This window comes from Roseovarius sp. TE539, assembly GCF_003298505.1.
In the GTDB taxonomy this organism is placed as follows: Bacteria; Pseudomonadota; Alphaproteobacteria; order Rhodobacterales; family Rhodobacteraceae; genus Roseovarius.
The window spans coordinates 18647-41705 of record NZ_QNGB01000014.1 but is presented as its reverse complement, the minus strand read 5'-3'; the positions used below and the strand labels follow the sequence as shown (position 1 = coordinate 41705).

26 protein-coding genes and 1 pseudogene are annotated in these 23059 nt (G+C 63.6%); 17 read left to right on the top strand and 10 right to left on the bottom strand.

Going from position 1 to position 23059, the window contains the following annotated elements; genetic code table 11:
• Nucleotides 1-2: 2 nt before the first annotated feature.
• Complete coding sequence (locus DQW77_RS10520; RefSeq protein ID WP_258523816.1) at nucleotides 3-692, bottom strand: rhomboid family intramembrane serine protease; 690 nt, start codon at nucleotides 690-692, stop codon at nucleotides 3-5.
• Between the two features lie 72 nt (nucleotides 693-764).
• On the opposite strand from DQW77_RS10520, the gene trpS reads away from it, so the two are divergent.
• On the top strand, nucleotides 765-1811 hold the full coding sequence (gene trpS / locus DQW77_RS10515) for a tryptophan--tRNA ligase (protein ID WP_113258181.1): 1047 nt from the start codon (nucleotides 765-767) through the stop codon (nucleotides 1809-1811).
• 82 nt (nucleotides 1812-1893) lie between these two features.
• Here the strand turns inward: trpS and DQW77_RS10510 are convergent, their stop codons facing one another.
• Nucleotides 1894-2742, bottom strand: coding sequence for an HD domain-containing protein (locus DQW77_RS10510; RefSeq protein ID WP_113258180.1), 849 nt, complete (start codon nucleotides 2740-2742; stop codon nucleotides 1894-1896).
• Nucleotides 2743-2988: 246 nt separating this feature from the next.
• Between DQW77_RS10510 and DQW77_RS10505 the strand changes: the two genes are divergently transcribed.
• From DQW77_RS10505 to DQW77_RS10490, 4 genes are all read left to right on the top strand, one after another.
• Nucleotides 2989-3570: a VOC family protein gene (locus DQW77_RS10505; RefSeq protein ID WP_113258179.1), complete on the top strand. Its 582-nt coding sequence runs from the start codon at nucleotides 2989-2991 to the stop codon at nucleotides 3568-3570.
• A 101-nt stretch (nucleotides 3571-3671) separates the two neighbouring features.
• Complete coding sequence (locus DQW77_RS10500) at nucleotides 3672-4172, top strand: VOC family protein (RefSeq protein ID WP_113258178.1); 501 nt, start codon at nucleotides 3672-3674, stop codon at nucleotides 4170-4172.
• Complete coding sequence (locus DQW77_RS10495) at nucleotides 4169-4861, top strand: sulfotransferase family protein (protein WP_220124959.1); 693 nt, start codon at nucleotides 4169-4171, stop codon at nucleotides 4859-4861. Before DQW77_RS10500 ends, DQW77_RS10495 begins: the two co-directional genes overlap by 4 nt.
• 70 nt (nucleotides 4862-4931) lie before the next feature.
• Nucleotides 4932-5795, top strand: a complete 864-nt coding sequence (locus DQW77_RS10490; RefSeq protein ID WP_113258177.1) for a branched-chain amino acid aminotransferase — start codon at nucleotides 4932-4934, stop codon at nucleotides 5793-5795.
• 36 nt (nucleotides 5796-5831) lie between these two features.
• Here DQW77_RS10490 and ccrA read toward each other — a convergent pair whose 3' ends face one another.
• Nucleotides 5832-7121 (bottom strand): crotonyl-CoA carboxylase/reductase, encoded by a 1290-nt coding sequence (gene ccrA / locus DQW77_RS10485; RefSeq protein WP_113258215.1) that lies wholly within the window; start codon nucleotides 7119-7121, stop codon nucleotides 5832-5834.
• Nucleotides 7122-7446: 325 nt separating this feature from the next.
• Between ccrA and DQW77_RS10480 the strand changes: the two genes are divergently transcribed.
• Complete coding sequence (locus tag DQW77_RS10480; RefSeq protein ID WP_113258176.1) at nucleotides 7447-8400, top strand: calcium/sodium antiporter; 954 nt, start codon at nucleotides 7447-7449, stop codon at nucleotides 8398-8400.
• An 89-nt stretch (nucleotides 8401-8489) separates the two neighbouring features.
• Here DQW77_RS10480 and DQW77_RS10475 read toward each other — a convergent pair whose 3' ends face one another.
• Nucleotides 8490-9875, bottom strand: a complete 1386-nt coding sequence (locus DQW77_RS10475; RefSeq protein ID WP_113258175.1) for a 1-acyl-sn-glycerol-3-phosphate acyltransferase — start codon at nucleotides 9873-9875, stop codon at nucleotides 8490-8492.
• Nucleotides 9876-10010: 135 nt separating this feature from the next.
• Here DQW77_RS10475 and DQW77_RS10470 point away from each other — a divergent pair, with 135 nt between their 5' ends.
• From DQW77_RS10470 to deoD, 4 genes are all read left to right on the top strand, one after another.
• On the top strand, nucleotides 10011-12023 hold the full coding sequence (locus DQW77_RS10470) for a protein meaA (RefSeq protein ID WP_113258174.1): 2013 nt from the start codon (nucleotides 10011-10013) through the stop codon (nucleotides 12021-12023).
• Nucleotides 12024-12169: 146 nt separating this feature from the next.
• Nucleotides 12170-12478: an H-NS family nucleoid-associated regulatory protein gene (locus tag DQW77_RS10465; protein WP_113258173.1), complete on the top strand. Its 309-nt coding sequence runs from the start codon at nucleotides 12170-12172 to the stop codon at nucleotides 12476-12478.
• A gap of 77 nt (nucleotides 12479-12555) precedes the next feature.
• A complete protein-coding gene (locus DQW77_RS10460; protein WP_258523815.1) occupies nucleotides 12556-13002 on the top strand; it encodes a GNAT family N-acetyltransferase in 447 nt (148 codons plus the stop codon).
• Nucleotides 12999-13706, top strand: a complete 708-nt coding sequence (gene deoD, locus DQW77_RS10455) for a purine-nucleoside phosphorylase (protein ID WP_113258171.1) — start codon at nucleotides 12999-13001, stop codon at nucleotides 13704-13706. Before DQW77_RS10460 ends, deoD begins: the two co-directional genes overlap by 4 nt.
• Before the next feature lie 96 nt (nucleotides 13707-13802).
• On the opposite strand, the gene DQW77_RS10450 is transcribed toward deoD, so the two are convergent.
• Nucleotides 13803-14657 (bottom strand): DUF1989 domain-containing protein, encoded by an 855-nt coding sequence (locus tag DQW77_RS10450; protein ID WP_113258170.1) that lies wholly within the window; start codon nucleotides 14655-14657, stop codon nucleotides 13803-13805.
• Between the two features lie 8 nt (nucleotides 14658-14665).
• Nucleotides 14666-14878: a hypothetical protein gene (locus tag DQW77_RS10445; protein WP_113258214.1), complete on the bottom strand. Its 213-nt coding sequence runs from the start codon at nucleotides 14876-14878 to the stop codon at nucleotides 14666-14668.
• Between the two features lie 603 nt (nucleotides 14879-15481).
• Between DQW77_RS10445 and sdhC the strand changes: the two genes are divergently transcribed.
• From sdhC to DQW77_RS10420, 5 genes are read left to right on the top strand one after another with little or no spacing between them, the layout of a single operon-like run.
• Nucleotides 15482-15865: a succinate dehydrogenase, cytochrome b556 subunit gene (gene sdhC / locus DQW77_RS10440; protein WP_113258169.1), complete on the top strand. Its 384-nt coding sequence runs from the start codon at nucleotides 15482-15484 to the stop codon at nucleotides 15863-15865.
• A gap of 13 nt (nucleotides 15866-15878) precedes the next feature.
• Nucleotides 15879-16250 carry a succinate dehydrogenase, hydrophobic membrane anchor protein gene (sdhD, locus tag DQW77_RS10435; RefSeq protein WP_113258168.1) on the top strand — a complete coding sequence of 124 codons (372 nt, stop codon included), beginning with the start codon at nucleotides 15879-15881 and terminating at the stop codon, nucleotides 16248-16250.
• A gap of 13 nt (nucleotides 16251-16263) precedes the next feature.
• The gene (gene sdhA / locus DQW77_RS10430; RefSeq protein WP_113258167.1) at nucleotides 16264-18069 is read left to right on the top strand and encodes a succinate dehydrogenase flavoprotein subunit; all 1806 of its coding nucleotides are present in this window, start codon (nucleotides 16264-16266) and stop codon (nucleotides 18067-18069) included.
• A 49-nt stretch (nucleotides 18070-18118) separates the two neighbouring features.
• Complete coding sequence (locus tag DQW77_RS10425; RefSeq protein ID WP_113258166.1) at nucleotides 18119-18943, top strand: hypothetical protein; 825 nt, start codon at nucleotides 18119-18121, stop codon at nucleotides 18941-18943.
• Nucleotides 18944-18986: 43 nt separating this feature from the next.
• Nucleotides 18987-19766, top strand: coding sequence for a succinate dehydrogenase iron-sulfur subunit (locus DQW77_RS10420; RefSeq protein WP_113258165.1), 780 nt, complete (start codon nucleotides 18987-18989; stop codon nucleotides 19764-19766).
• 6 nt (nucleotides 19767-19772) lie between these two features.
• On the opposite strand, the gene DQW77_RS10415 is transcribed toward DQW77_RS10420, so the two are convergent.
• From DQW77_RS10415 to DQW77_RS18215, 3 genes are all read right to left on the bottom strand, one after another.
• Nucleotides 19773-20171, bottom strand: a complete 399-nt coding sequence (locus DQW77_RS10415; RefSeq protein ID WP_113258164.1) for a hypothetical protein — start codon at nucleotides 20169-20171, stop codon at nucleotides 19773-19775.
• 93 nt (nucleotides 20172-20264) lie between these two features.
• Complete coding sequence (locus tag DQW77_RS10410; protein WP_113258163.1) at nucleotides 20265-21143, bottom strand: DMT family transporter; 879 nt, start codon at nucleotides 21141-21143, stop codon at nucleotides 20265-20267.
• Nucleotides 21140-21292, bottom strand: a complete 153-nt coding sequence (locus DQW77_RS18215; protein ID WP_181711237.1) for a hypothetical protein — start codon at nucleotides 21290-21292, stop codon at nucleotides 21140-21142. Before DQW77_RS18215 ends, DQW77_RS10410 begins: the two co-directional genes overlap by 4 nt.
• Between DQW77_RS18215 and DQW77_RS10405 the strand changes: the two genes are divergently transcribed.
• Nucleotides 21292-21870, top strand: coding sequence for a carboxymuconolactone decarboxylase family protein (locus DQW77_RS10405; protein ID WP_113258162.1), 579 nt, complete (start codon nucleotides 21292-21294; stop codon nucleotides 21868-21870). The two genes, DQW77_RS18215 and DQW77_RS10405, sit on opposite strands and share 1 nt — an antisense overlap.
• 341 nt (nucleotides 21871-22211) lie before the next feature.
• Here DQW77_RS10405 and DQW77_RS10400 read toward each other — a convergent pair whose 3' ends face one another.
• The gene (locus DQW77_RS10400) at nucleotides 22212-22544 is read right to left on the bottom strand and encodes a hypothetical protein (protein ID WP_181711236.1); all 333 of its coding nucleotides are present in this window, start codon (nucleotides 22542-22544) and stop codon (nucleotides 22212-22214) included.
• Between the two features lie 157 nt (nucleotides 22545-22701).
• On the opposite strand from DQW77_RS10400, the pseudogene DQW77_RS18505 reads away from it, so the two are divergent.
• Nucleotides 22702-23034: pseudogene (locus DQW77_RS18505) on the top strand (DUF952 domain-containing protein); the annotation flags it as partial.
• Between the last annotated feature and the right edge of the window lie 25 nt (nucleotides 23035-23059).

Below are 23059 nucleotides of genomic sequence, written 5' to 3'. Positions count from 1 at the left end.
CGCTATCGGTGTCGAATCCGTTCGCGCAGGTTGCGCCAGCCGCCGGGCGCCACGAAGACCGACAAAGCGAACCCGGCCACGAAACCCGATACATCGGCGACCCAATTCGTATTGGCGCCGAAAAGAAGCCCGAAGGTCAGTTGCAGGCCCATGAGCACGCCGATCAGGGTGAAGGCGCGCAGCTTCTGCGCACCGGCCTGTCCCAGCTTCAACCACATGAGATAGGTGAATGCCCCGATCAGCCCGTAGACCCCCGGAAAAGCGCCCATCAGCCACGGTTGTGCCGGATTGAGCAGCCCGTAGACCACCGCCCCGGCCATTGCGGACAGGATGAATACCGCCAGCACCGCGAGCTGGCTGAACACGTCGCCCACGAACTTGCCCAGGGCCAGCAACAAGACCCCGGAAAACAGCGCGTGAGTGAAACCACCATGCAGGAAAGGGAAGCTCAGCAACCGCATGACATGCTCGAGGGGATAGATTCCATTCTGTATCATCCAGCTGAAGATATCACTGTTGAAGGCGTAGGTCTGAATCGCTTGCTGTCGCCAGCCGACGGCGCCGGGCCCGCCGATCAGGCCCCGGGCCCCGGCCGAGAAAGCAAGCTCGACTACGACGATCAGCAGAAACAGCGCCGCCACCACTGGCGGAAGCGGATTGACAGGGCTCTGGGGCCGGGGATCGTTCTGCATCTGGCTCTCCTTGACGGGGCAGTGGCCCATGGGTAAGCGAGGCAGGCACGGAATTCCAGACGGAGAAACAAAATGACCGAGGCGGGCACAGGTGCCGGCGGCGCCAAATTCGCACCTAGGGTCTTTTCGGGCATACAGCCCTCGGGCGACCTGCATCTCGGGAATTACCTCGGCGCCCTGAAGCGGTTTGCCGAAACGCAGGACGCGGGTGTCGAGTCGATCTATTGCATGGTCGACCTGCATGCCATCACTGTGTGGCAGGATCCTGCGGAGCTGCGCCATGCCACCCGGGAACTGGCAGCCGGGTTCATCGCCTCCGGCCTCGACCCCGATAAATCCATACTTTTCAATCAGAGTCAGGTGGCCGAACACACGCAGATGGCATGGGTCTTCAACTGCGTGGCGCGGATGGGCTGGATGAAGCGCATGACGCAGTTCAAGGACAAGGCCGGCAAGAACGCCGAGCAAGCGAGCCTGGGGTTGTTCGGGTATCCCGCGCTGATGGCGGCGGACATCCTTGTCTACCATGCGACCCATGTGCCCGTGGGCGAGGATCAGAAACAGCACCTGGAACTGACCCAGGAAATCGCCCGCAAGTTCAACCACGACTACGGGGTCGAATTCTTCCCTGTCACGGAACCGGTTATCGAAGGCACCGCGACCCGGGTGATGAACCTGCGCGACGGCACGAAGAAGATGTCCAAGTCCGATCCGTCGGACATGAGCCGCATCAACCTGACGGATGATGCCGATACGATCGCGAAAAAGATCCGCAAGGCCAAGACCGACCCCGAGCCGCTACCACTCGACGCCGACGGGTTGGCCGAGCGCCCGGAGGCCCGCAATCTGGTCAACATCTACGCCGCATTGGCCGACATGAGCCTCGATCAGGTCATGGCCGAGGCGGGCGGACAATCGTTTTCCGTATTCAAGCCGCGGCTCGCCGATCTGGCGGTGGACAGGATCGCCCCCATCTCGGCGGAGATGGGGCGCCTGATGGAAGATCCCGACGAGATCGACCGCACCCTGTCGGCCGGAGCCGCGCGCGCCCGTGCCATCGCCGCGCCGATCCTCCGCCGCACCTACGATATCCTGGGCATGGTCGGCGCCGGAGCATGACCTCCGCAAGCCCCTTGCGTGGTTGACTGATCCGCTCAGCATCGCAAACGCGACCGATGCAGGCAACACGCACCTGGCGGCCTCAGCCCGCGAACGGCCCGAGGATGGAAGTGCGCCGTTCAACCTGGAAAACCTGGTTGTAGAGCTGTGCCACCCATTGCTTGCCTTCCATCGTCTGCTCCAGGTGCCCGAGTGCCGGCTGGATCAAAGGCTGGACCTGCGACCAGAAGAAATCGGGATAGCGTTCCATCAGGTCCATAGGGTTCTCGTAGCCCAACTTCTCCGCGGCACCGGTCTCGGTGAATTCGTGAAAGAGCGCGTTTATCTTGCGATGATAAAAAGGATCAGCCATCTGCCCAATCAGGTCGGCCGCGCGCACCAGCGCGGCCTCGCTTCGGGTTTCGTGATATGCCGGATCATCGGGCACCGGAAAGCGGGTGTAATCGACAGCGCGCGCGATCCGCTCTTCGTCCACGGTCGCCGAAGGGCCGAAGCGGTGGCGCACGTATATCATGCCGCGGTCCACATGCCACGGCGTCAGCCATGCGTCCGACGCCCCGCGCGGCGGCGTGACGGTGTTTCCGTCGGCGTCGATCACGAGGCTGTCCGGCGTGTCGCCGGGGCAGGCACCGCGGGTGTAGCCTATATCGTGAACCAGCAACGCGAGGATGTAATGCAGCCAGTCTTCGGGTTGCAAAGCCTCCGAAAGAAGCCGTCCGCGCAGAATTTGCTGTCCGACCAGCGTCACCATCATCGTGTGTTCGGCATTGTGGTAAAGCGCGTCGGAATTGCTTTGCCGTTCCAGCCCCAGACGTGCGGCCCCCTTGAGGTAAGCGGCATGCTCGCGGACGCGGCCTGAGAAATATTCAAGGTAGGTTTCGGCCAGGTGATCGCCGAACGCGGCCGCTGTGACCGCCGTTGGATTGAACACGGTGTTACCCCCGTCATTGAGCCCGTTCGAAGGACCGAAATGAGACACTGTAAAACGTCTTGGTTGTTGAAAGGACAGAATGCCGCCCCGACCCCGCGATGGCAACGATTCGCTACCGTGCAATCCGGTCATCCCTGAAGGGACGGGCGTATCACGCGGCACCGCAAACCCGTGCCCGCCCAAGCGCAAGCCTTGCGCATGGAATGCCATCCTTTCCATAATCGCCCGAAATCAAGGGGGGATTCCATGCGCAAACTGCAAAGCCAGGGCCTACATCACGTGACGCTGACCGGAGCCGGACGCCAGACGTCCATCGACTTCTGGGAAGGGGTGCTCGGCATGCCGTTCGTTTTCGAACAGCCCAATCTCGACAACCCGGACGAGGGGCATCTCTATTTCGATCCGGGTGACGGACGTCTGATCACCATATTCACCGACGAAACCCGCAGCCGCGTACACCGCAGCACCCCGGCCGATCCGGGCTGCGTGCATCACCTTGCCTTCGCCGTGAGCCACGCAACGTTCAGTCAAACGGTCGAACGCCTCGATGAGCGCGGTATCCCACATTCCGGGCCCAAGGATCGCGGCTTCATGGATTCGATCTATTTTCGCGATCCCCTCGGACTGCTGATCGAGCTTGCCTGCTACAGATTCGAGCCGCCGACGGGCTGCACCCATGCGGACGTGATGATCGAAGCACACCGCCTGCGCACTGAACGGGGTGATCACAACATCGCCGAGATCCACCTCGCCGACGCCATCGAAAGCCTGATCTCGCACCGGGCGTCCAGCCTCTCGCGGGATCGTGGGCCAGCGGACCCCTACTGAGTTTCAGTGCGCCAGCGCACGAAGCCCTGTGAAATGTTCGCAATTGCGCGGAAAATAAATGTTCGCCTATCGTGGCGTGAAACACTTGCAAAGGCGGCGCCATGACCACCCCTGTCCATCCTGCGACCCGCATCGGCCATGTTCACCTGAAGGTGGCCGATCTCGACCGTGCCATCGCTTTCTATTCCGGCGTTCTGGGGTTCGCACTGCAACAGAAATTCGGCACCCGGGCGGCATTCCTGGCGGCCGGGGATTATCATCACCATATCGGCCTCAACACGTGGGAATCCCTGAACGGCACACCACCTCCCGAGGGCCATACCGGCTTGTTTCACACTGCTTTCCTTTATCCCGACCGCGCTCAACTTGCGGATGCACTGCGCCGCGTGGTCGATGCCGGCATACCTGTGGAAGGGGCCGCCGACCACGGCGTGAGCGAAGCCATCTACATTTCCGATCCGGACGGCAACGGCGTGGAACTCTACCGTGACCGCGCGCAGGCCGACTGGCCGCGCGACGCCGATGGAAATCTCGCCATGGTCAACGACCCGCTGGACCTGGAGGCGCTGCTGGCCGAGGCGCCGGCGCAGGCGCCGCGATGACCCCGACCTGCCCGACCGGGCGGGAACCGCCGCGCGAGGGGCCGCACCCGCAAGGGCACGCGATGAAGCCCGATATCCGGATCATCGGCGCGGGGTTCGGTCGCACGGGAACCGATTCGATGCGCGCGGCACTGGAAATCCTAGGCTTCGGCCCCTGCCACCACATGCGCACCCTGAACGAGGATCCCGGGCAACGGGATGCCTGGCGCCGGTTCATCGCCGGCGGTCCCGCCGACTGGAACAGCCTGCTTGGCGGGTACCGTTCCTGCCTCGACTGGCCATCGGCGCATTTCTGGCCCGAACTGATGACGGAGTTTCCCGACGCGAAGATCGTGCTGACATGGCGCACGCCCGAAAGCTGGTGGACGAGTTTCGAGAGAACCATCCTGCCGGTGCTGCAATCCGATCAGGAGGCCGGGACGGAAACAGCCGGGGGGATGCTGATCCCCCGCCAAGTCTTCTCGGGCAAGCCGATGCAGCGGGATCACGGCATCGCCGCCTACAAGGCCAATGTCGAAGCGGTGAAACGGCACGTCCCCGCCGACCGGCTGCTGATCCACGAGATCGGAAGCGGCTGGGCGCCTCTGTGTGAATTCCTGGGCACCGCGATTCCCGCCACGCCCTTCCCGAGGGACAACAGCACCGAGGAATTTCGCGCCACCGTCCACCGGCATCCGAAGGGGCCGTGATCCGCACGCTTGCTCTGGACCCTTCCGTGCGCCCGGCCTAACCTGCACCCGGATCAACGGGAGGGAAACCATGCCGACGGGCACGAATATCCGCACCTATTTCAACGGCGCCTGGCATGACGGCGACATCGCGGTGATGAACGCCGCCGATCACGGCATGTGGCTGGGCAGCAATGTCTTCGACGGAGCGCGTTACGCGCATGGCCTCACGCCGGACCTGGACCGGCATTGCGCCCGGGTCAACGCCTCCGCCGCGGCGCTGATGGTCACGCCCACCGTGACGACCGAGGAGATGGTCGCGATCATCCACGAGGGGCTGAAAGCCTACCCCGCGGACGCGGCCGTCTATATCCGGCCGATGTACTGGGCCATCGACGGGGGCATGTCCGCGATCGTGCCGAAGGAGGGCGGGGCCACCGGCTTCGCCATCAGCCTCGAGGAAATCCCGATGGCCGCGCCCGAGACCACGACCACCCTCTCCCGAACGCGGTTCCGCCGCCCCACGCTCGAGAACGCGGTGGTCAACGCCAAGGCGGCCTGCCTTTACCCCAACAACGCGAGGATGCTGGCCGAGGCCCGCGACAGGGGTTTCGGCAACGCCTTGGTGGCCGACGCCATGGGCAACGTGGCCGAAACCGCCACTGCCAACGTTTTTGCCGTGAAGGACGGCGAGGTGTTTACCCCGGTGCCCAACGGCACCTTCCTCGCCGGCATCACTCGCGCCCGGCATATCGAGAATCTGCGCGCGGACGGCACGGCCGTGCACGAAACCGTCATGACCTTCGAGGATTTTCATGACGCCGACGAGGTGTTCCTTTCGGGCAACATGATGAAGGTGACCCCGGTCAGCGCCTTCGAGGATACACATTACCAGATCGGGCCGGTCACCCGCCGGGTCCGCGATATGTACTGGGACTGGGCGGCGTCGGCCTGATCCGGGCCGGGCCGGGCCGCGCCGGTCTGTCTTCGCTCAGCCGCGTCCGGCCTCGACCACGTCCTCGACGGTGCGCAGCCCGGTGCGCGGGGCCTGCACGAGCACCGACATGTTGCCGGGCTTGTGCTCGTTGCGCAGCATCTTCATGTGCGCGCCCGGCACCTCGGCCCATGGGAACACCTCTGACATGCACGGATCGAGCCGTCGTTCGATCATCAAACGGTTCGCCGAACTGGCCTGTTTCAGATGCGCGAAATGGCTCCCCTGAAGACGCTTCTGGTGCATCCACATGTAGCGCACGTCAAAGGTGCAGTTGAAGCCGGTGGTGCCGGCGCAGATCACGACCATGCCGCCCTTCTTGCACACCAGCGCCGAAACCGGGAATGTCGCCTCGCCGGGATGCTCGAACACCATGTCGACACTCACGCCCTTGCCGGTAATGTCCCAGATCGCCTTGCCGAAGCGCCGCGCCTCCTTGAGCCAGGTGTTGTATTCCTCGGTATTGACCGTCGGCAGCTGGCCCCAGCACTTGAAATCGCGGCGATTGATCACGCCCTTGGCGCCCAGATCCATCACGAACTGGCGCTTGTCCTCGTCGCTGATCACCCCGATCGCGTTGGCCCCCGCGGTGTTGATGAGCTGGATCGCATAAGAGCCAAGGCCCCCCGAGGCGCCCCAGACCAGGACGTTCTGTCCCGGCTTCAGATCGTGCGGCTCGTGCCCGAAGAGCATCCGGTAGGCGGTGGCCAGCGTGAGCGTGTAGCAGGCGCTTTCCTCCCATGTCAGGTGACGCGGACGCGGCATCAGTTGCTGTGCCTGCACGCAGGTGAACTGTGCGAATGATCCGTCCGGCGTCTCGTAGCCCCAGATCCGCTGGGAGGGGCTGAACATCGGGTCACCGCCGTTGCATTCCTCGTCTTCGCCATCGTCCTGGTTGCAATGGATCACAACCTCGTCGCCGACCTTCCAGCGTGTCACCTTGTCACCAACCGCCCACACGATGCCCGAGGCGTCAGATCCGGCGATGTGAAACTCTGCCTTGTGCACGTCAAAGGGGCTGATCGGCTTGCCCAGCCCGGCCCAGACGCCGTTGTAGTTGACACCCGCCGCCATCACCAGGACCAGCACCTCGTGGCTGTCCGGGCGCGGCACGTCGACCACTTCAAGCTGCATGGATTTGTCCGGCTCTCCATGACGTTCGCGGCGGATCGCCCAGGCATGCATTTTCGCCGGCACGTAGCCCATCGGAGGCATTTCACCGACCTCGTAGAGATCCTTTTCGGGGGCCTCGTATTGGGCAATCCCGGTTTCCGTATCCAGAGCCATCATTAGCCTCCTTGTTCTCCAACCTGTTTCAAGCGCTTCTTGCCGCGATGCAGAATCGCCACATTCGCCCCGATCTATCCAGCTATGCGCAACAATGCAATGCGTTGCGGCCCCAATTTGTAATTTTATGACCGCGCAGTCGCAGAAAAACCACCATGCATGCGCGGCAACCCTCTGATCGAAGGCAACGCGCCGGGTGCAGCAACTTTCACGGGTCGCCACTTTTCGTCGGGTCAACAAGAGATTATCTCAGGGACGGGTGCCCGGCACCGTTTCCGAGTGTACAGACGCCCGCACAGACACACCAAATAGAGATTTTCAACGAATGAACACTGTCGTCCTGGTAATCGCCGGTCTTGCCGGGCTGGTCATTGGTGGTGAGATGCTGGTTCGCGGTGCAGTTTCCGCGGCCAGGTCCTTCAACGTTCCGCCAATGGTGATCGGCCTGACTTTGGTCGGCTTCGGGACCTCGACGCCCGAACTTGTCACGAGCCTTCAGGCCGCCTTGTCCGGCTCGCCCGGGATCGCCCTCGGAAATGTGATCGGAAGCAATATCGGAAACATACTGCTGATACTCGGCTTTACCGCTCTGCTGGCGCCGGTGGCAGTGGATGCTAGGGCGTTCCGGCGCGACGGACTTGTAATGATTGTTGCCACTCTCATGTGTCTTGCCGTGGTTCTGGTCGGCGATGCCGGACATCTGACAGGTGTCGTGTTCGTCCTGACCCTCCTTGCCTATCTGGCGTTCACGTTCTGGTCCGAGAAGGGCAAGACCAACTCGGCCGCCGCAGCGGTTTACGAAGCGGAGGCAGAAGCGGTGCCCGGGCCCGATCACGCGCTCGGGGCATCCCTTGCCATCACCTTGACCGGGCTCGTCTTCACGATTCTCGGCGCGCGGCTGCTGGTTTCCGGGGCTGTATCCATTGCTCAGGCCGCCGGCATTTCAGAGACGGTGATCGGCTTGACGATCGTGGCGATCGGCACTTCGATGCCGGAATTCGTCACATCCATCATCGCCGTACGCAAGGGGCAGGGTGACGTCGCCCTGGGCAACGTTCTTGGCAGCAACATTTTCAATATCCTTGGCATTCTTGGCATTACCGCGCTTGTTCAACCGATGGCCGTACCCCCCGAGATTATCCGCCTCGATATCTGGGTCATGTGTGCTGCGACCGTCCTGCTCCTGGTGTTTGCGCGAACCGGCTGGCATGTCGGGCGGCGGGAAGGCGGAGCAATGCTCGTCTGCTATCTGGGGTATCTCGCCTGGCTTCTCGGCTGATCGCGGGCTGGCAATGTCGTCAGGGCGTACGCTCATCCCTGCTGGAGCCCAGGTTTCCCACCTCATTTCACCGGGCCCGATCGTCGTGATCAAGCCTGGTGCTGCGGGTCTTTCGGGGTTTTGAAAAGATGCGCGATGGAGCCGGAATAGAATTCCAAAAGGGGGCGTGCTTCGTCGGGTACGGTGATCTGTCCCGCCTCTTCAAGGATGAGTCCGCGCACCCGCAGCCCGCGCAGGCCGACTTCCGTGGCATAGGCATTGTCGCCGCGCGGCAAATGGACATGCGCCTGCGGCAATTGCGCGGTCATCCGCACCAGCGCAGCCTCAACGTCATGCACGCCCATCGGAGCTTCGGAAGCCAGCAAAGCGCGGGCCACCATTGGTACCGGCAGCACCGGCACCTCCTCTCCGATCCGGCACATCAGCGCATTTGCCAGATCCTGCACCGATGCGCCGGGATTTTCGCGCCGGAACGTCGCCAAGGACATCGGTGCACCAAAACTCACCGCGGCATAGCCATATCGGTGGAACCGCCCGCGCAGCCGCTTCCATATCTGGCGCAGGATCCGCAGTGCCACAACGCTGATCCGGGCCCGGAAACGTCGGGTGCCCGCCTGTGCCGCGGCGATCAGTATCCGGTCCTCCAGCACCCTGTCGTAGTTCAGCGCCACCGGGACGAACACCACATCGCGACCTTCCAGCCCGCGCCCCTCCACGATGTATTTCAGAATGCCCAGTTTGGGCGGCTGCAATGCCCCGTTCAGGCTCAGCCCGCCTTCGGGAAAGACCGCCTGCGTCACCCCGCCCTCGGTCGCCAGATGAACATAGAGGGCCAGCACCCTGCGGTAGAGCGCGTCGCGCGCCTTGCGGCGAATGAAATACGCCCCCATGGACTTGAGCAAGCCGCTCAGCGGCCAGACCTGCGCCCACTCTCCCACTGCGTAACTCAACGCGGACCGGTCCGCGGCCAGCCATGTCACAAGAACATAATCCATGTTGGAGCGATGATTCATCACGAAGACCACCGTGGCATCGCGATCCACGGCATTCAGTGCCGACTCGTCGAAATGTCCGAGACGGACCCGGTAAAGTGCCTGGCTCAGCCACTTGGACAGTCGGATCGCCACGCCGAAATAGGCACTGGCCGAAAAGCCCGGCACGATCTCCCGCGCATAGCGGCGCGCCTGTTCGAAGGCCACGTTCTCGGGGATGCCTTCGGTTCTGGCATGTTCGGCTATCGCCCGGCTCACCTCGGGGTCGTAGATCAACCGCTGTATCATGTCGTAACGCCGGGCCAGCTTGAAAGGCTCGATGGGCCGGGCAAGCCTTTGGTTGAGGCGGGCGATCACACGTTCGGCCCGTTTGCGAAAGAACCAGCGCACCGAAGGCAACAGGAAATGCGACGCAAAGGTGACCGCCGCGAACGCCACCAGCAGGATCAGTGCCCAAAGCGGCATTTCGACCATCTTGCCCATCGGGGCACCAAAGCAGGCTTCGGTCCCCGGGTAAATGGCCCCATGCCGCAATGCAGCGAATTGACACCGGCACAATATTCCACTTATTAGTCCCGTGACGTAACAAAATTGCGCAACCGATTCACGAGGCCCACCATGTCGCAGAACCAGCAAGACCAGGACCGGGACGGCACGGCCGAGCGGCCAGAACGCAGGGCGGACCGGCCCTGGCTGATCCGGACCTATGCGGGCCACTCAACCGCGGCCGCCTCGAACGCGCTCTACCGCTCCAACCTGGCACGCGGACAGACGGGGCTTTCGGTGGCGTTCGATCTGCCCACGCAAACGGGTTATGACAGTGATCATGTCCTCAGCCGCGGCGAGGTTGGCAAAGTCGGGGTGCCGGTCTGCCATCTCGGCGACATGCGGACCCTTTTCGAAGAAATCCCCCTGGAGCAGATGAACACCTCGATGACGATCAACGCCACCGCGCCGTGGCTGCTCTCGCTCTATATCGCCGTGGCCGAGGAACAGGGCGCCGACATCTCCAGGCTTTCGGGCACCGTACAGAACGATCTGATCAAGGAATACCTTTCACGCGGCACATATATCTGCCCGCCCGAACCGTCGCTGCGGATGATCGGCGACGTGGCCGAGTATTGTTACAAGAACGTGCCCAAATGGAACCCGATGAATGTCTGCTCCTATCACTTGCAGGAGGCCGGCGCGACGCCGGAACAGGAACTGGCATTTGCGCTTGCCACCGCCACCGCAGTGCTGGACGAGCTGCGCCCTCGGGTGCCGGAGACGGATTTTCCGGTTCTGGCGGGCCGTATCTCGTTCTTCGTGAATGCAGGTATCCGCTTTGTCACCGAAATGTGCAAGATGCGCGCCTTCGTCGATCTCTGGGATGAGATCCTGCAAACCCGTTACGGTGTCGACGATCCGAAATTCCGCCGTTTTCGTTACGGCGTGCAGGTCAATTCACTGGGACTGACCGAACAGCAGCCCGAAAACAATGTCTACCGGATCCTCCTGGAAATGCTGGCGGTCACGCTCAGCAAGAAGGCACGTGCGCGCGCCGTGCAACTGCCCGCCTGGAACGAGGCCCTGGGCCTGCCCCGCCCGTGGGATCAGCAATGGTCGATGCGCATGCAGCAGATACTGGCCTACGAGACCGATCTTCTGGAATTCGAGGATCTCTTCGACGGCAACCCGGCAGTGGATGCCAAGGTCGAGGCGCTCAAGGACGGCGCCCGCCACGAACTGGCCAATCTCGACAGCATGGGCGGCGCGGTGTCTGCCATTGACTACATGAAATCGCGCCTCGTCGACAGCAACGCCGAGCGTCTTGGCGGGATCGAGCGGGGTGAAACCGTCGTCGTCGGCGTCAACCGCTGGACGGACTGCGAACCCAGCCCCCTGATGTCAGAGGATGGAGGCATCATGACCGTCGATCCACAGGTCGAGGCCGAACAGATCGCCCGGCTTGACGCCTGGCGGGACCAGCGCGACGAAACCGCCGTGGAGGCCGCGCTCCGGGCGCTGCGCAGCGCCGCTGCCGGCGGGCGCAACATCATGCCTGCCTCCATCGAGGCTGCCCGCGCCGGCGTCACGACGGGTGAATGGGCCGCTCAGATGCGGGCCGTGCATGGGGAATACAGGGGCCCCACCGGCGTTTCCTCCAGCCCTTCGAACCGCACCGAGGGCCTGGACGATCTCCGCGCAGCCGTGGATGCCGCCAGCGACCGCCTGGGCCGCCGCCTGAGGCTCCTGATGGGCAAACCGGGCCTCGACGGGCATTCCAACGGTGCCGAACAGATCGCGGTGCGCGCCCGGGACTGCGGCATGGATATCGGCTACGAGGGCATCCGTCTGACTCCTCAGGAAATCGTGACCGCCGCCACCGAGGACCGCCCGCACGTGATCGGCCTGTCGATCCTGTCGGGCAGTCACATGCCCCTGATCGAGGATCTGATGGCACGGCTGCGCGCCGCGGGCCTCCGCGACATCCCGGTCGTCGTTGGCGGTATCATCCCCGAGGATGACGCCGATCGGCTCAGGGCAATGGGCGTGGCGCGGGTCTACACGCCCAAGGATTTCGAATTGAACACCATCATGACCGATATCGTCGAGCTTGCCGATCCCGGTGCGGTCGCGGCACAATAGACACCCCTGATTTTCCCGCGCGATTTCGTCTCCGCGGTCGTGGAGGCGCCCGATCCATGCGTTGACTGTCTCAAAATGTAACTTGAATGATTCCCGGTTCTGGTCCAGTAAATCCTGATCGGAAAAAACCGGATTGGAAACACGCAATGAACATGGATCTGGACAAGATGTCGAAAGAAGAACTCCTGGCCCTGCGAAAGGATGTGGATCGGGCGTTGAAAACAGTCGAGAGCCGCCGAAAGGCGGAAGCCCTTCGTGCCGCGGAAGAAGCTGTCAAGGAATTTGGTTTTTCTCTCAATGATTTGCAGGCCACCAGCGGAAAAGGCCCGAAAGGCGCCCCGAAATACCGCAACCCCAACGATCCCACCCAGACCTGGACGGGTCGGGGCCGCAAGCCGAAATGGGTGAATGCGGCGCTCGAAAAGGGCATGTCGATCTCCGATCTGGAAATCTGACGCCGGGCATTCTCCCGAAGGACGAAACACGGCGACCGGACTTGCCTTCCGGCATCGCCCCGTTGATCGGAGGTTACGTGACGGAAATCGAAATCCACCCCCTGGCTCCGGAGGATCACGATGACTGGGTCGCGCTTTGGCGAGACTACCTGCATTTCTACGAAACCGAATTGCCGGCCGAAATCTTCGAAACCACCTTCGAACGTCTGACCTCCGCGGACCACCCCGAGCGCGCCGCGTTTGTCGCGCGCGTCGGCGGACGCATCGCGGGCTTGGTGCATTTCGTCTTCCATGCCCACAATTGGCGCATCGAGGACACCTGCTACCTACAGGATCTTTATACCGCGCCCGACATGCGCGGTCTCGGCGTGGGGCGTGCCCTGATCGAAGCGGTCTATGCCGCCGCCGACGCGAACGGCACCCCATCGGTTTACTGGCTGACGCAGGATTTCAACACGCCGGCACGTCGGCTCTACGACCGGGTCGGCAAACTCACCCCTTTCATCAAGTACGCCCGGCCATGAGCCTGCATGTCGGTGCCGCACCGGGCGATATCGCGGAAACCGTCCTATTGCCGGGCGACCCCAGACGAGCCGAGTGGGCCGCGGAACGCTTTCTCACCAATCCACGCCGCGTCAATGACCTGCGCGGGATGTCCGGCTTGACCGGCAGCTGGCAGGACACCCCGGTGACTATCCACGGCAGCGGCATGGGCATGCCCAGCCTCGCGATCTACGCCACCGAGTTGATCCGCGATCACGGCGCCCGGACCCTGATCCGTGTCGGCTCATGCGGTGGTATGCAGGCCGGTCTGGGACTGAATGACGTGATCCTCGCGATGACCGCCAGCAGCACAAATTCCCCTTCCTCGAGCCTCTTCCGGGAAATGCAGTTCGCCCCCTGCGCGGACTGGCCGCTCCTGCGTGCCGCCGTGCGCGCCGCCGAGTCGCGCGGGATCACCCCCCATGTGGGCGGCATCCACTCCACCGACAGCTTTTATGACGAACGCCCCGACCTGACCGAGCAACTCCGCCGCCACCGCACCCTGGCGGTCGAGATGGAAACCGCCGAACTCTATACCATCGCGGCCCGCCACGGCGTGCGGGCGCTCTCCATCCTCACGGTCAGCGACAATCTCGTCACCGGCGCCGCAATGCCACCCGCGGACCGCGAACAGGGATTGTCGGCGATGTTCGACATCGCCCTTGCCGCCGCCTTTGCCGGCTGACGCCCCCCGTTCATCTTTCCAGAAATACTCCCGCCGGAGGCCCTTGAAAGCCGTCCGGGAGGCAATTCCCGGCAGGGTCTTCACGGCCCTTCCCGATCAGGCGCCATCCCCGCGTCCGTGGCTGCGGTCATAGCCATTGACCGGCGGGCTCTGCCATCCTTCCAGCGCGCCCATGCGCGGCGCATGGATCTCGACCAGCAGCGGGTGACAGGCGGCCGCGTCGCTTGAATGCTCCGCCGAGCAGTCCCCACCGGGGCATGCGCTCAATGCACCCAGAAGGTCGATTTCGGCAAAGAACTCCAGATGGTCACCGGGGCGCACCGGGCTCGCCTTCATGAAATACTGCCCGGTGTCCCGGGTGAAACCGGTGCACATGAAAACGTTCAACACGTCATGCACATGGGCTTCGGCCGCCGTCAGCCCGGTGTCCAGCGTATCGGCCACCGCCCGTGTCAGGTTTGAATGGCAGCAGTGGTGATACTGGCTCCCGGCCAGCAGGTTGCCGGTATAGGGATCGCATCGGGTGCCGATCACGTCGTGAACCGCCCCGCCGAACCCGTCGATTCCGTACCAGTCCAGGGTGTCGGCAACGATCGTGGCCATCGGACGCAGATGCGGAAAACAGGACCACATCCTGTCGCCGGTGCTCAGGTGGGTGCCGTGCAGGGCCCGTGTCTTGCCTGAATGGAAGCGTTCCGACAGGTCATGCGCGTTCCACAGGTTGAGATCGCCCACCTGCGGCCCCTCCACGCTGGTGATGCGAAAGAACTGCCCGGCCCGGACCCGAAACGCGGCCGCCTCGCGCGGCGGCACGGTTACCTCGCCGACCCTTTCCGCATCGGCCCGCGCCGCGGCGTATAACGCAAGGTCGGGCTGCGGCAGCGTCTCGGTCGGGTAGCATATGACCGGGGGGACGGCACGGCGGGAATCGGCATCGGCTGGTTCGGACATGGGCCTCTCTACTTGTCTGGCGGCGTCTGGTCGGCCCGACAATCCAAAGGCGGTTTCCCGGTGCTTGTAAAGCCCTCCGCACCGCAGGCCATGCATCTGAACTTCTTCAGCCCGTCGCGGTCACCACGCCGGTCCTCGCGCCACCGGCAGGCCCGCGTCGCGGGGTTCGAGAATACCAGGACCAGAACGAAGGCCAGCAGCAGGCCCGCCACAACAATCATCGGTATCGCCCCCCGGTCCGATGCCGCGGCCACCACGGCCCAGCCGCCATATACCGTCCGTCCGCCGGGCGGGCAACCGCCACCACCAACGGCATCGTGACCCCAAAACCGGGCGCAAGATACCGTCTTTCCCGTGCGCCGGGCCGTCTGACCACCGTCATCAGCCCAATGACGGCACAGGCGCGCAACGGTCACGCTGGTGCTTGACGGACAACGTGACGGACCCGGACGATCGCGCCGGGTGCCGTGCACGGATGCATGGCCTTGCCACCGCCGTGCTGCACCCCGGGACCGGGGAAACATGCCGGCCGGCAGGGGCCGGGCAAAATTGTGATCACGGCCAGCACGTAACCCGAAAATACCGCACCCATGCAGGACAGGCTGCTGCGTGAAGTTGCCCTGCGGATATCCGGAAAGGCGCGCTTCCCTGTTGAAGTGAATTTGTGATCACGGCCTTTCCTACGTGATCACAAACTGGAATTTTCCGGAAAAATGGACCTGGATTGCGGCTTTTGGGGTGTGAAGGCGTGACATGCGCGCTAAAAGATTCCACGAGTGTCGTCGACGAGCAACCAGGGCGAGGCAGCAGAAGGGACAGACCCAATGGCAGACGTGAACAGGGGCAATCGCCCACTTTCGCCACATCTGACAATCTATCGTCCGCAAATGACATCGATAAGTTCGATCCTGACGCGGATTACCGGAAACGCGCTGATCGTCGCCGCGCTTCTGATCGTCTGGTGGCTTCTGGCCGCCGCGACCTCGGAGGCCTATTTTGCTACGGCGGACGCGGTTCTCACCTCCTGGTTCGGCGATATCGTGATGACCCTTTCATTGTGGGCGGTTTGGTATCATTACCTTGCCGGGCTACGCCATCTGCTCTGGGATTCAGGCCGTGGCCTGGAGCTTGCGACCGCCGAGAAGCTGGGCTGGGTCTGCGTCATCGGCTCGGTCATCCTGACCGTGATCACCATCGTCATCATCTGAAGCGAGGCAAGCCATGCGTTTTCTGACCGACCGCAAGCGCGCCGAAGGCAAGGGCGCGGCCCATGCCGGAACCGGGCATCACTGGCACATGATCGTCAGCGGCGTCGGCCTGGCACTCGTTGTGCCGGCCTTCCTCTACATTTTCGGAAGCACCCTCGGACAAGGTCGCGATGCAGTGCTCGAAACCTTTGCCCACCCGGCCGTTGCGATCCTTTCCGGCCTGGTGGTGGTTGTCGGCATGCAGCATTTCCGAAGCGGTGTGCAAACCCTTTTGGAGGATTACACCCACGGGTCCACCCGCAAGGTGACGATCGTCCTGGCCACCGCGCTGAGCTATGCCATCATGGCCACGGGGCTTTTCGCCCTTGCCAAGATCGCGCTTTGAGGAGCTGAATAACATGGCTGCATACGAATTCGAGACACATGATTACGATGTGGTGGTTGTCGGCGCCGGCGGGGCCGGTCTGCGTGCAACGCTGGGCATGGCCGAACAGGGCCTGCGCACCGCCTGCGTGACCAAGGTCTTTCCGACCCGGTCGCACACCGTGGCCGCTCAGGGCGGGATCGCGGCAAGTCTGTCCAACATGGGTCCGGACCACTGGCAATGGCACATGTACGACACGGTCAAGGGCTCGGACTGGCTGGGCGATACCGACGCCATGGAGTATCTTGCCCGCGAGGCGCCCAAGGCCGTTTACGAGCTGGAACATTATGGCGTGCCCTTCTCGCGGACCGAGGAAGGCAGGATCTATCAGCGCCCCTTCGGTGGCCACACAACCGAGTTCGGGGAAGGCCCGGCCGTGCAGCGCACCTGTGCCGCCGCGGACCGCACCGGCCACGCCATCCTGCACACGCTCTACGGGCAGAGCCTGAAGAACAATGCCGAGTTCTATATCGAGTATTTCGCGATTGACCTGATCATGTCCGATGATGGCGCCTGCACCGGCGTGGTGTGTTGGAAACTCGATGACGGGACGATCCATGTCTTCAACGCCAAGATGGTCGTGCTGGCCACCGGCGGCTACGGCCGGGCCTATTTCAGCGCGACCTCGGCGCATACCTGCACCGGCGACGGCGGCGGCATGGTGGCCCGCGCGGGATTGCCGCTTCAGGACATGGAATTCGTGCAGTTCCACCCCACCGGCATTTTCGGTGCCGGCTGCCTGATCACCGAGGGCGCGCGCGGCGAGGGTGGTTACCTGACCAATTCCGAGGGCGAACGCTTCATGGAACGCTACGCGCCACAATACAAGGATCTGGCACCACGCGATTATGTCAGCCGCTCGATGACCATGGAGATCCGCGAAGGCCGCGGCGTCGGGCCGAACGGGGACCATATACACCTCAACCTCAGCCACCTGCCTGCCGAGGCGCTCAACCTGCGCCTGCCGGGAATATCGGAGTCGGCAAAGATCTTTGCCGGGGTCGATGTCACCAAGGAACCGATCCCGGTGTTGCCCACGGTGCATTACAACATGGGCGGTGTGCCCACCAATTACTGGGGCGAGGTGCTCAACCCCACCGCCGAGGATCCCAACGCCATCGTTCCCGGGCTCATGGCCGTGGGCGAGGCCGGCTGCGCCAGCGTTCACGGCGCCAACCGGCTGGGCTCCAACTCGTTGATCGACCTCGTGGTGTTCGGCCGCGCCGCCGCGATCCGCGCCGGCCGCGTGGTGGATGCCGAAAGCGCAGTGCCGGAAACCAACAGTGCACAAGTGGACAAGGCCCTGGACCGCTTCGACGGGCTGCGCCATGCCGCGGGCAGCACACCCACGGCCGAACTTCGCCTCGAAATGCAGAAAACCATGCAGGAGGACGCCGCCGTCTTCCGGACCTCGAAAACCCTCGCTGCGGGGCTCGAGAAAATGACCGGCGTCGCGGCCAAGCTTGACGACCTGCACGTGACTGACCGTTCCATGATCTGGAACTCGGACCTGATGGAAACGCTGGAGCTGACCAATCTGATGCCCAACGCGCTGGCGACCATCGCCGGAGCCGAGGCGCGCAAGGAAAGTCGCGGCGCCCACGCCCACGAGGATTTCACCAAGCGCGATGACAAGAGCTGGCGCGTGCACACCGTGGCCCGCGTGGATGGCAACAGCGTCGACCTTGGCTATAGACCCATCATCGAGGATCCGTTGACCCCCGAAAAGGAGGGCGGAATCGCGATCAAGAAGATCGCTCCGAAGGAACGCACGTTCTGATGACCGCGACGCCCGTCATAGCTCGTGGTGGCTTGCGGAAAGTCCGGTGATGGCCGCGCCCCATGCCTCCCGCGCCGGACCGGCGCGACTGATCATCCATTGCGGTGTGCAGAAAACCGGCTCGACCTCTCTGCACCATTTCCTGGGTCGCAACCGGGCCGCACTGGAGGCGCGTGGAGTGCATGTTCTGACCCCGCTCAAGGGCACGCCCACGCGGGTTCTCGGTCGAACGGCGGCGCATTTCTCGGTCGATCCGACACGGGAAAACGAGGAGCTTCTGGAGAAGGCCGCCACCGAGCTGCGCAACAGCCTGCCGGCGTCCGGCACGTGCCTTGTCTCGCATGAAAACCTGCCCGGCGCGATGATCGGACGCGCCGGTGAGACGCGGCTCTATCCTCATGTCACCCGCATACTCGACACGATCGACCGCGCGATGGCGCCACTTGCGCCGGAATACGTCTTTTACACCCGCGATATGGCAGCCTGGAAAAAGAGCGTCTACAATCAGGCCGTCAAGACCGACAGCTACCCGCGCAGCGAGGCCGAGTTCCTGTGCGAGACCGAAAACTGCGGCAGCTGGGCCGATCTGGAATCGCGTCTTTCCACGCATCTGGGGGCCGCACGGCTGGCGATCTTCCGGCTGGAGGACGAACCCGATCCGGCACGCCCCGGTCAGCAGCTTCTGCATCATGCCGGCCTTGAGGGTTGCGACCTTGCCACGCTCAGCCCCGTTTCCGGAACCCGCAATCAGAGCCTGAACGCCGGGGCCCTTGAATTCATGCGACTTCTCAATACCCTCGATCTTAACCGGCAGGCCCGCACCAGGGTGGCCCGTCTCGTGACAAGAAACCAGCAACTCTTCGCCTCGGGCTAGGGGTCTCCCCCGCCCGCACGCGCCGCAGCAAAGGACGACAGACATGGTGGAACTCGCACTGCCCAAGAACTCCCGGATGACCCGTGGCAAGACCTGGCCCAAACCGGAGGGGGCCGGCAACATTCGCAAGTTCCAGATCTACCGCTGGAATCCCGACGATGGCGAAAACCCGCGGGTCGATACCTACTTCGTCGACATGGACACCTGCGGTCCGATGGTTCTGGACGCGCTGATCAAGATCAAGACCGAAATCGACCCGACCCTGACCTTCCGCCGGTCCTGCCGCGAGGGGATATGCGGCTCCTGTGCGATGAACATCGACGGTATCAATACGCTGGCCTGCATTTACGGTATGGACGAGGTCAAGGGCGACGTGAAGATTTACCCGTTGCCACACATGCCGGTTGTGAAGGATCTGATCCCGGACCTCACGCATTTCTATGCGCAGCACGCCTCGATCATGCCGTGGCTGGAGACGAAGACCAACGCCCCCGCCAAGGAATGGAAGCAGTCTATCGAGGACCGCGAGAAACTGGACGGCCTCTACGAGTGCGTGATGTGCGCCTGCTGCTCCACCGCCTGCCCCTCCTACTGGTGGAACGGTGACAAGTATCTCGGGCCCGCCGCACTGCTGCATGCCTATCGCTGGATCATCGACAGCCGCGACGAGGCGACAGGGGAGCGGCTGGACGATCTGGAGGATCCGTTCAAGCTCTACCGCTGCCACACGATCATGAACTGCACCAAGACCTGCCCGAAGGGCCTCAACCCGGCCAAGGCGATCTCAAAGATCAAGAAGATGATGGTCGAGCGTACGGTCTGAACGGGCTCACGATCGCCGGACGAAATCGCGGCGCAACTGCGCGATGGTCATGGCAACGGTCAGGACAACCAGGGCCGCCACCGCGTGATAGCCCAGAAACCAGACCTGCCCGGCCATCGGCTCGAATTCTGTCGAGGAAATGAAGATGCGCGCCGCGCGCCAGGTCACCCACAGCGCCGCGGCCAGGGACAGCCCGGCCCCGGCGGCCATCGCGCGGCCGGCCCCGGGGCGCCGCCGGCCCAGCCACAGCAACGCGGCCGCCAGGATGACCCCGGCCCCGCCGCCCACGAGCGTTGCCTGCATCTGCCAGAAGGGGTGCACCAGGCCGGCGGCAGCCATCGCCCCGCCCGACACCAGCGCCGCGAGCGCGGCCACGCCGCCAAGAAGTGCAAGAAACAGTGTCATTCCCTCGCCTCTCGGTCGATTTCCCTGCCCCGGAACTATCCGCTTTCCGATCCTGTCAAGACAAATGACATTCCCGCGAGCCGCTTGTCTGACTCAACTCCGTTCGGTCAGGATCAGGGCGACCCCGGCGAGCACCACGCCGCCACCCAACAGAACCTGCGGGCTGAGAATCTCACCCAGGAATACGGCCCCGCCCAGGACCGAAAAAATCGGCAGAAGCAAGAGAAATGGCGCCACCAGACTCACCGGGTTGCGCCGCACCAGCGTGTACCAGATACCATAGCCAAGCGCCGTCATCACCAGCCCCATGTACAGGACCGCCCCCCACACCACCGGCCCGGCACTGCGCAACGCGGCGACATGCCCGCTTTCGAACAGGCCCGACATCACGAAAAGCTGCGGCGCGGCCATTACCGCCACCCAGGCGGTCACGGTCAGCCCGTCGATGCCACGCAGCTGCCGGATCATCGCCTGGCCCACCGCCCATGTCGCGGCGCCTCCGATGACCAGCAGCACGGCGCCCCACTCCGCGGCGATGCGCGGCGCGCCCGTGATCTGCCAGACCCCGATGAAGGCGAGCGCGATCCCCGTCCACTTGCGCCATCCTGTCCGCTCACCCAGAACCAGCGCCCCGATCAGCGTCAGGAACGGCACTTCGAGTTGCACGATCAGCGCCGCCGCCCCTGCATCCAGCCGCACGAGCCCGGTATAGGTCAGGCTGTATTGCACCGCTGCCGAAATCAGCGCGATAAGGAAAAGTATCCGAAATTGCCCCGCCGGCACCCGCACGAACCAAACCAGCGCCAGCGCGGTCACCGTGAATCTGAGCGCCATGAGAAGGATCGGCGGAAAGTGCCCGATGGCCGCCTTGGCAAAAACCAGCCCCATACCCCAGGTCAGCGCAACGGCCACACCAAGTGCAAGGTCGATCCAGCCGAGGCCGGTCTTGGCGATGGGGTCCCGCACCGTCATCGGGCCATCCGATCATCCCGGCCACGCCCGGGCTGTTCCATCCCCGACATTCCTGCCTGTCGCAAATCGGCGATCACGCAAAGCTGAGTTGCGGCGCGCAGCGCCCTCGTGACAGGTTGCGGCGCGTTCATCTCCAAGAGGTAGTTCAATGCCATTCCTTCCAAGCCTGCCCGATCCGGCCCACCTGCGTGATCTTTACCGAATTTATCCCGAGAACGTACAACCGCTCATGGACTACCACGAAGGTCTTCTGCGCGGCGACGGCGCGCTCACCATAGCGGATCGCGAGTTGATCGCCACCTATGTTTCGGCGCTGAATGCCTGCCGGTTCTGCACCGGGTCACATCTTGTGTATGTGGAGGTATTCGGCCAGGACCCGGCACTGATCGAGGCGCTGCTTGACGATCCCGGCACGGCGCCGGTGGAGCCGGCGATGCGCCCGCTGCTGGCCTATGTGGCCAAGCTCAACACCCTGCCCTCGCGGCTGGTGGCCGCTGACGCGCAGTCCGTCTATGATGCCGGCTGGTCCGAGGCCGCGCTCTTTGAGGCGGTGCAGGTCTGTGCGCTGTTCAACATGATGAACAGGATCATCGAGGGGACCGGGATCAATTTCGATTACGCCGCCAACCCGGGGGCCCACCCCGCCCGCGGCAGCGCGCCGGGTGAGGCGGGCACCTCCTATACCGCCTTCGGCGCCAGCGTTACCGACACCGGGCCCGGGGCCTGAGCGAAACCGGCCCAGCGACGCGGCCGGGCGCGAACGCCCCCGGCAAGGGGCCGGGCGGGACTCCGCAATCGGTGCAAGCACCCATCCTGAGGTGCGTTCCATGGCCAGGCGTTCTTTCCGCCCCGGTCGGGGAGGGATGCAAAGGGCGGGTGATCATGACGCGAAAAGCGAGCCACGGCCAGATAGGGCCGCCCGCGCGCGTCTGCGCCCGCCGGTACAAGGTGAAAAGGGTTCCCGCACCGCCGGATACCCGGCCACCAAACCCGCGAGGAACGGTCCGGTATCATGGGCATCCGCGGCCACGGTCGCATCCATCGTCGATTGCGCTCCAACAGCCCGGATCACACGTGCATCTTCAGCGAACTCGTGATGCCCACTGTCATCGCGTCATAGCCGAGCCGATTCATCATCTCTGCGGCCAGTTGCCCCTTGTAGTGGTTGTAAAAAAGCGTGCCCTGGAACTGATCGCCCCCATCCAGCAGGAGGACGGCGTCTCCGGCCCTTGACCGTGCAGCCCGGATTGCCGTGATCAGCCTCGCCGAGCCGCCAAAGCATTCCTTCGCGTCCCGGGCTTTCTTGCCGCACGGGGAATCAAAGCGGTTCACCGGCTCGAACCGCGCATGAAAATCATTGGTGTGCAGGATGGTGAGGCGATCTTCTGCCCGGGTGCTCAATGCGCACAACATGAGTATCGCACCCAAGCAGACGGAACGCAGGATCATCACGGGGCCTTTCGGTGCTGTCGCGGGCTGTTGCGGGAATGGTGCCTTGGCCAAGCCGGCATGTCAAAGCGCGCTTGACCGTCCCGCCGACCCCGTGCATCACCCTGCCATGCTGATCTACAAGATATTCCGCCGCCAAGAATGGGAGGCCCTGCGCGACATCGGACGCACAAAGGGCGCACCGGTCGATCTGGCCGACGGGTTCATCCACTTCTCCACCGCCGAGCAGATCCCGGGCACCGCCGGCAAGCATTTCGCCGGCGCCGAGGGCCTGATGCTTGCTGCGGTGGAGGCTGACGGCCTTGGCACGGCCCTGATGTGGGAACCGTCGCGCGGCGGGGCGCTTTTTCCACATCTCTACCGGGATTTGCGGATTGCGGATCTCGAATGGATCCGGCCGCTGCCCCTTCTCGACGGCGCCCATGACATCCCCGAGGAGGTCAGCGGCCATGTCGATCCGACCCGTC

Bases quoted from the DNA above. Each gene is read 5' to 3' on its own strand.
- ccrA (WP_113258215.1), bottom strand. From the start codon at position 7,121: ATGGCTCTGGATACGGAAACCGGGATTGCCCAATACGAGGCCCCCGAA.
- DQW77_RS10415 (WP_113258164.1), bottom strand. From the start codon at position 20,171: ATGACACTGTTTCTTGCACTTCTTGGCGGCGTGGCCGCGCTCGCGGCG.
- DQW77_RS10495 (WP_220124959.1), top strand. From the start codon at position 4,169: ATGACCCCGACCTGCCCGACCGGGCGGGAACCGCCGCGCGAGGGGCCG.
- sdhD (WP_113258168.1), top strand. From the start codon at position 15,879: ATGCGTTTTCTGACCGACCGCAAGCGCGCCGAAGGCAAGGGCGCGGCC.
- DQW77_RS10520 (WP_258523816.1), bottom strand. From the start codon at position 692: ATGCAGAACGATCCCCGGCCCCAGAGCCCTGTCAATCCGCTTCCGCCA.
- DQW77_RS10450 (WP_113258170.1), bottom strand. From the start codon at position 14,657: ATGTCCGAACCAGCCGATGCCGATTCCCGCCGTGCCGTCCCCCCGGTC.
- DQW77_RS10405 (WP_113258162.1), top strand. From the start codon at position 21,292: ATGCCATTCCTTCCAAGCCTGCCCGATCCGGCCCACCTGCGTGATCTT.
- DQW77_RS10500 (WP_113258178.1), top strand. From the start codon at position 3,672: ATGACCACCCCTGTCCATCCTGCGACCCGCATCGGCCATGTTCACCTG.
- DQW77_RS10410 (WP_113258163.1), bottom strand. From the start codon at position 21,143: ATGACGGTGCGGGACCCCATCGCCAAGACCGGCCTCGGCTGGATCGAC.
- DQW77_RS10505 (WP_113258179.1), top strand. From the start codon at position 2,989: ATGCGCAAACTGCAAAGCCAGGGCCTACATCACGTGACGCTGACCGGA.
- deoD (WP_113258171.1), top strand. From the start codon at position 12,999: ATGAGCCTGCATGTCGGTGCCGCACCGGGCGATATCGCGGAAACCGTC.
- DQW77_RS10480 (WP_113258176.1), top strand. From the start codon at position 7,447: ATGAACACTGTCGTCCTGGTAATCGCCGGTCTTGCCGGGCTGGTCATT.
- DQW77_RS10465 (WP_113258173.1), top strand. From the start codon at position 12,170: ATGAACATGGATCTGGACAAGATGTCGAAAGAAGAACTCCTGGCCCTG.
- DQW77_RS10445 (WP_113258214.1), bottom strand. From the start codon at position 14,878: ATGATTGTTGTGGCGGGCCTGCTGCTGGCCTTCGTTCTGGTCCTGGTA.
- DQW77_RS10475 (WP_113258175.1), bottom strand. From the start codon at position 9,875: ATGGGCAAGATGGTCGAAATGCCGCTTTGGGCACTGATCCTGCTGGTG.
- sdhA (WP_113258167.1), top strand. From the start codon at position 16,264: ATGGCTGCATACGAATTCGAGACACATGATTACGATGTGGTGGTTGTC.
- DQW77_RS10425 (WP_113258166.1), top strand. From the start codon at position 18,119: ATGGCCGCGCCCCATGCCTCCCGCGCCGGACCGGCGCGACTGATCATC.
- trpS (WP_113258181.1), top strand. From the start codon at position 765: ATGACCGAGGCGGGCACAGGTGCCGGCGGCGCCAAATTCGCACCTAGG.
- DQW77_RS10490 (WP_113258177.1), top strand. From the start codon at position 4,932: ATGCCGACGGGCACGAATATCCGCACCTATTTCAACGGCGCCTGGCAT.
- sdhC (WP_113258169.1), top strand. From the start codon at position 15,482: ATGGCAGACGTGAACAGGGGCAATCGCCCACTTTCGCCACATCTGACA.
- DQW77_RS10470 (WP_113258174.1), top strand. From the start codon at position 10,011: ATGTCGCAGAACCAGCAAGACCAGGACCGGGACGGCACGGCCGAGCGG.
- DQW77_RS10420 (WP_113258165.1), top strand. From the start codon at position 18,987: ATGGTGGAACTCGCACTGCCCAAGAACTCCCGGATGACCCGTGGCAAG.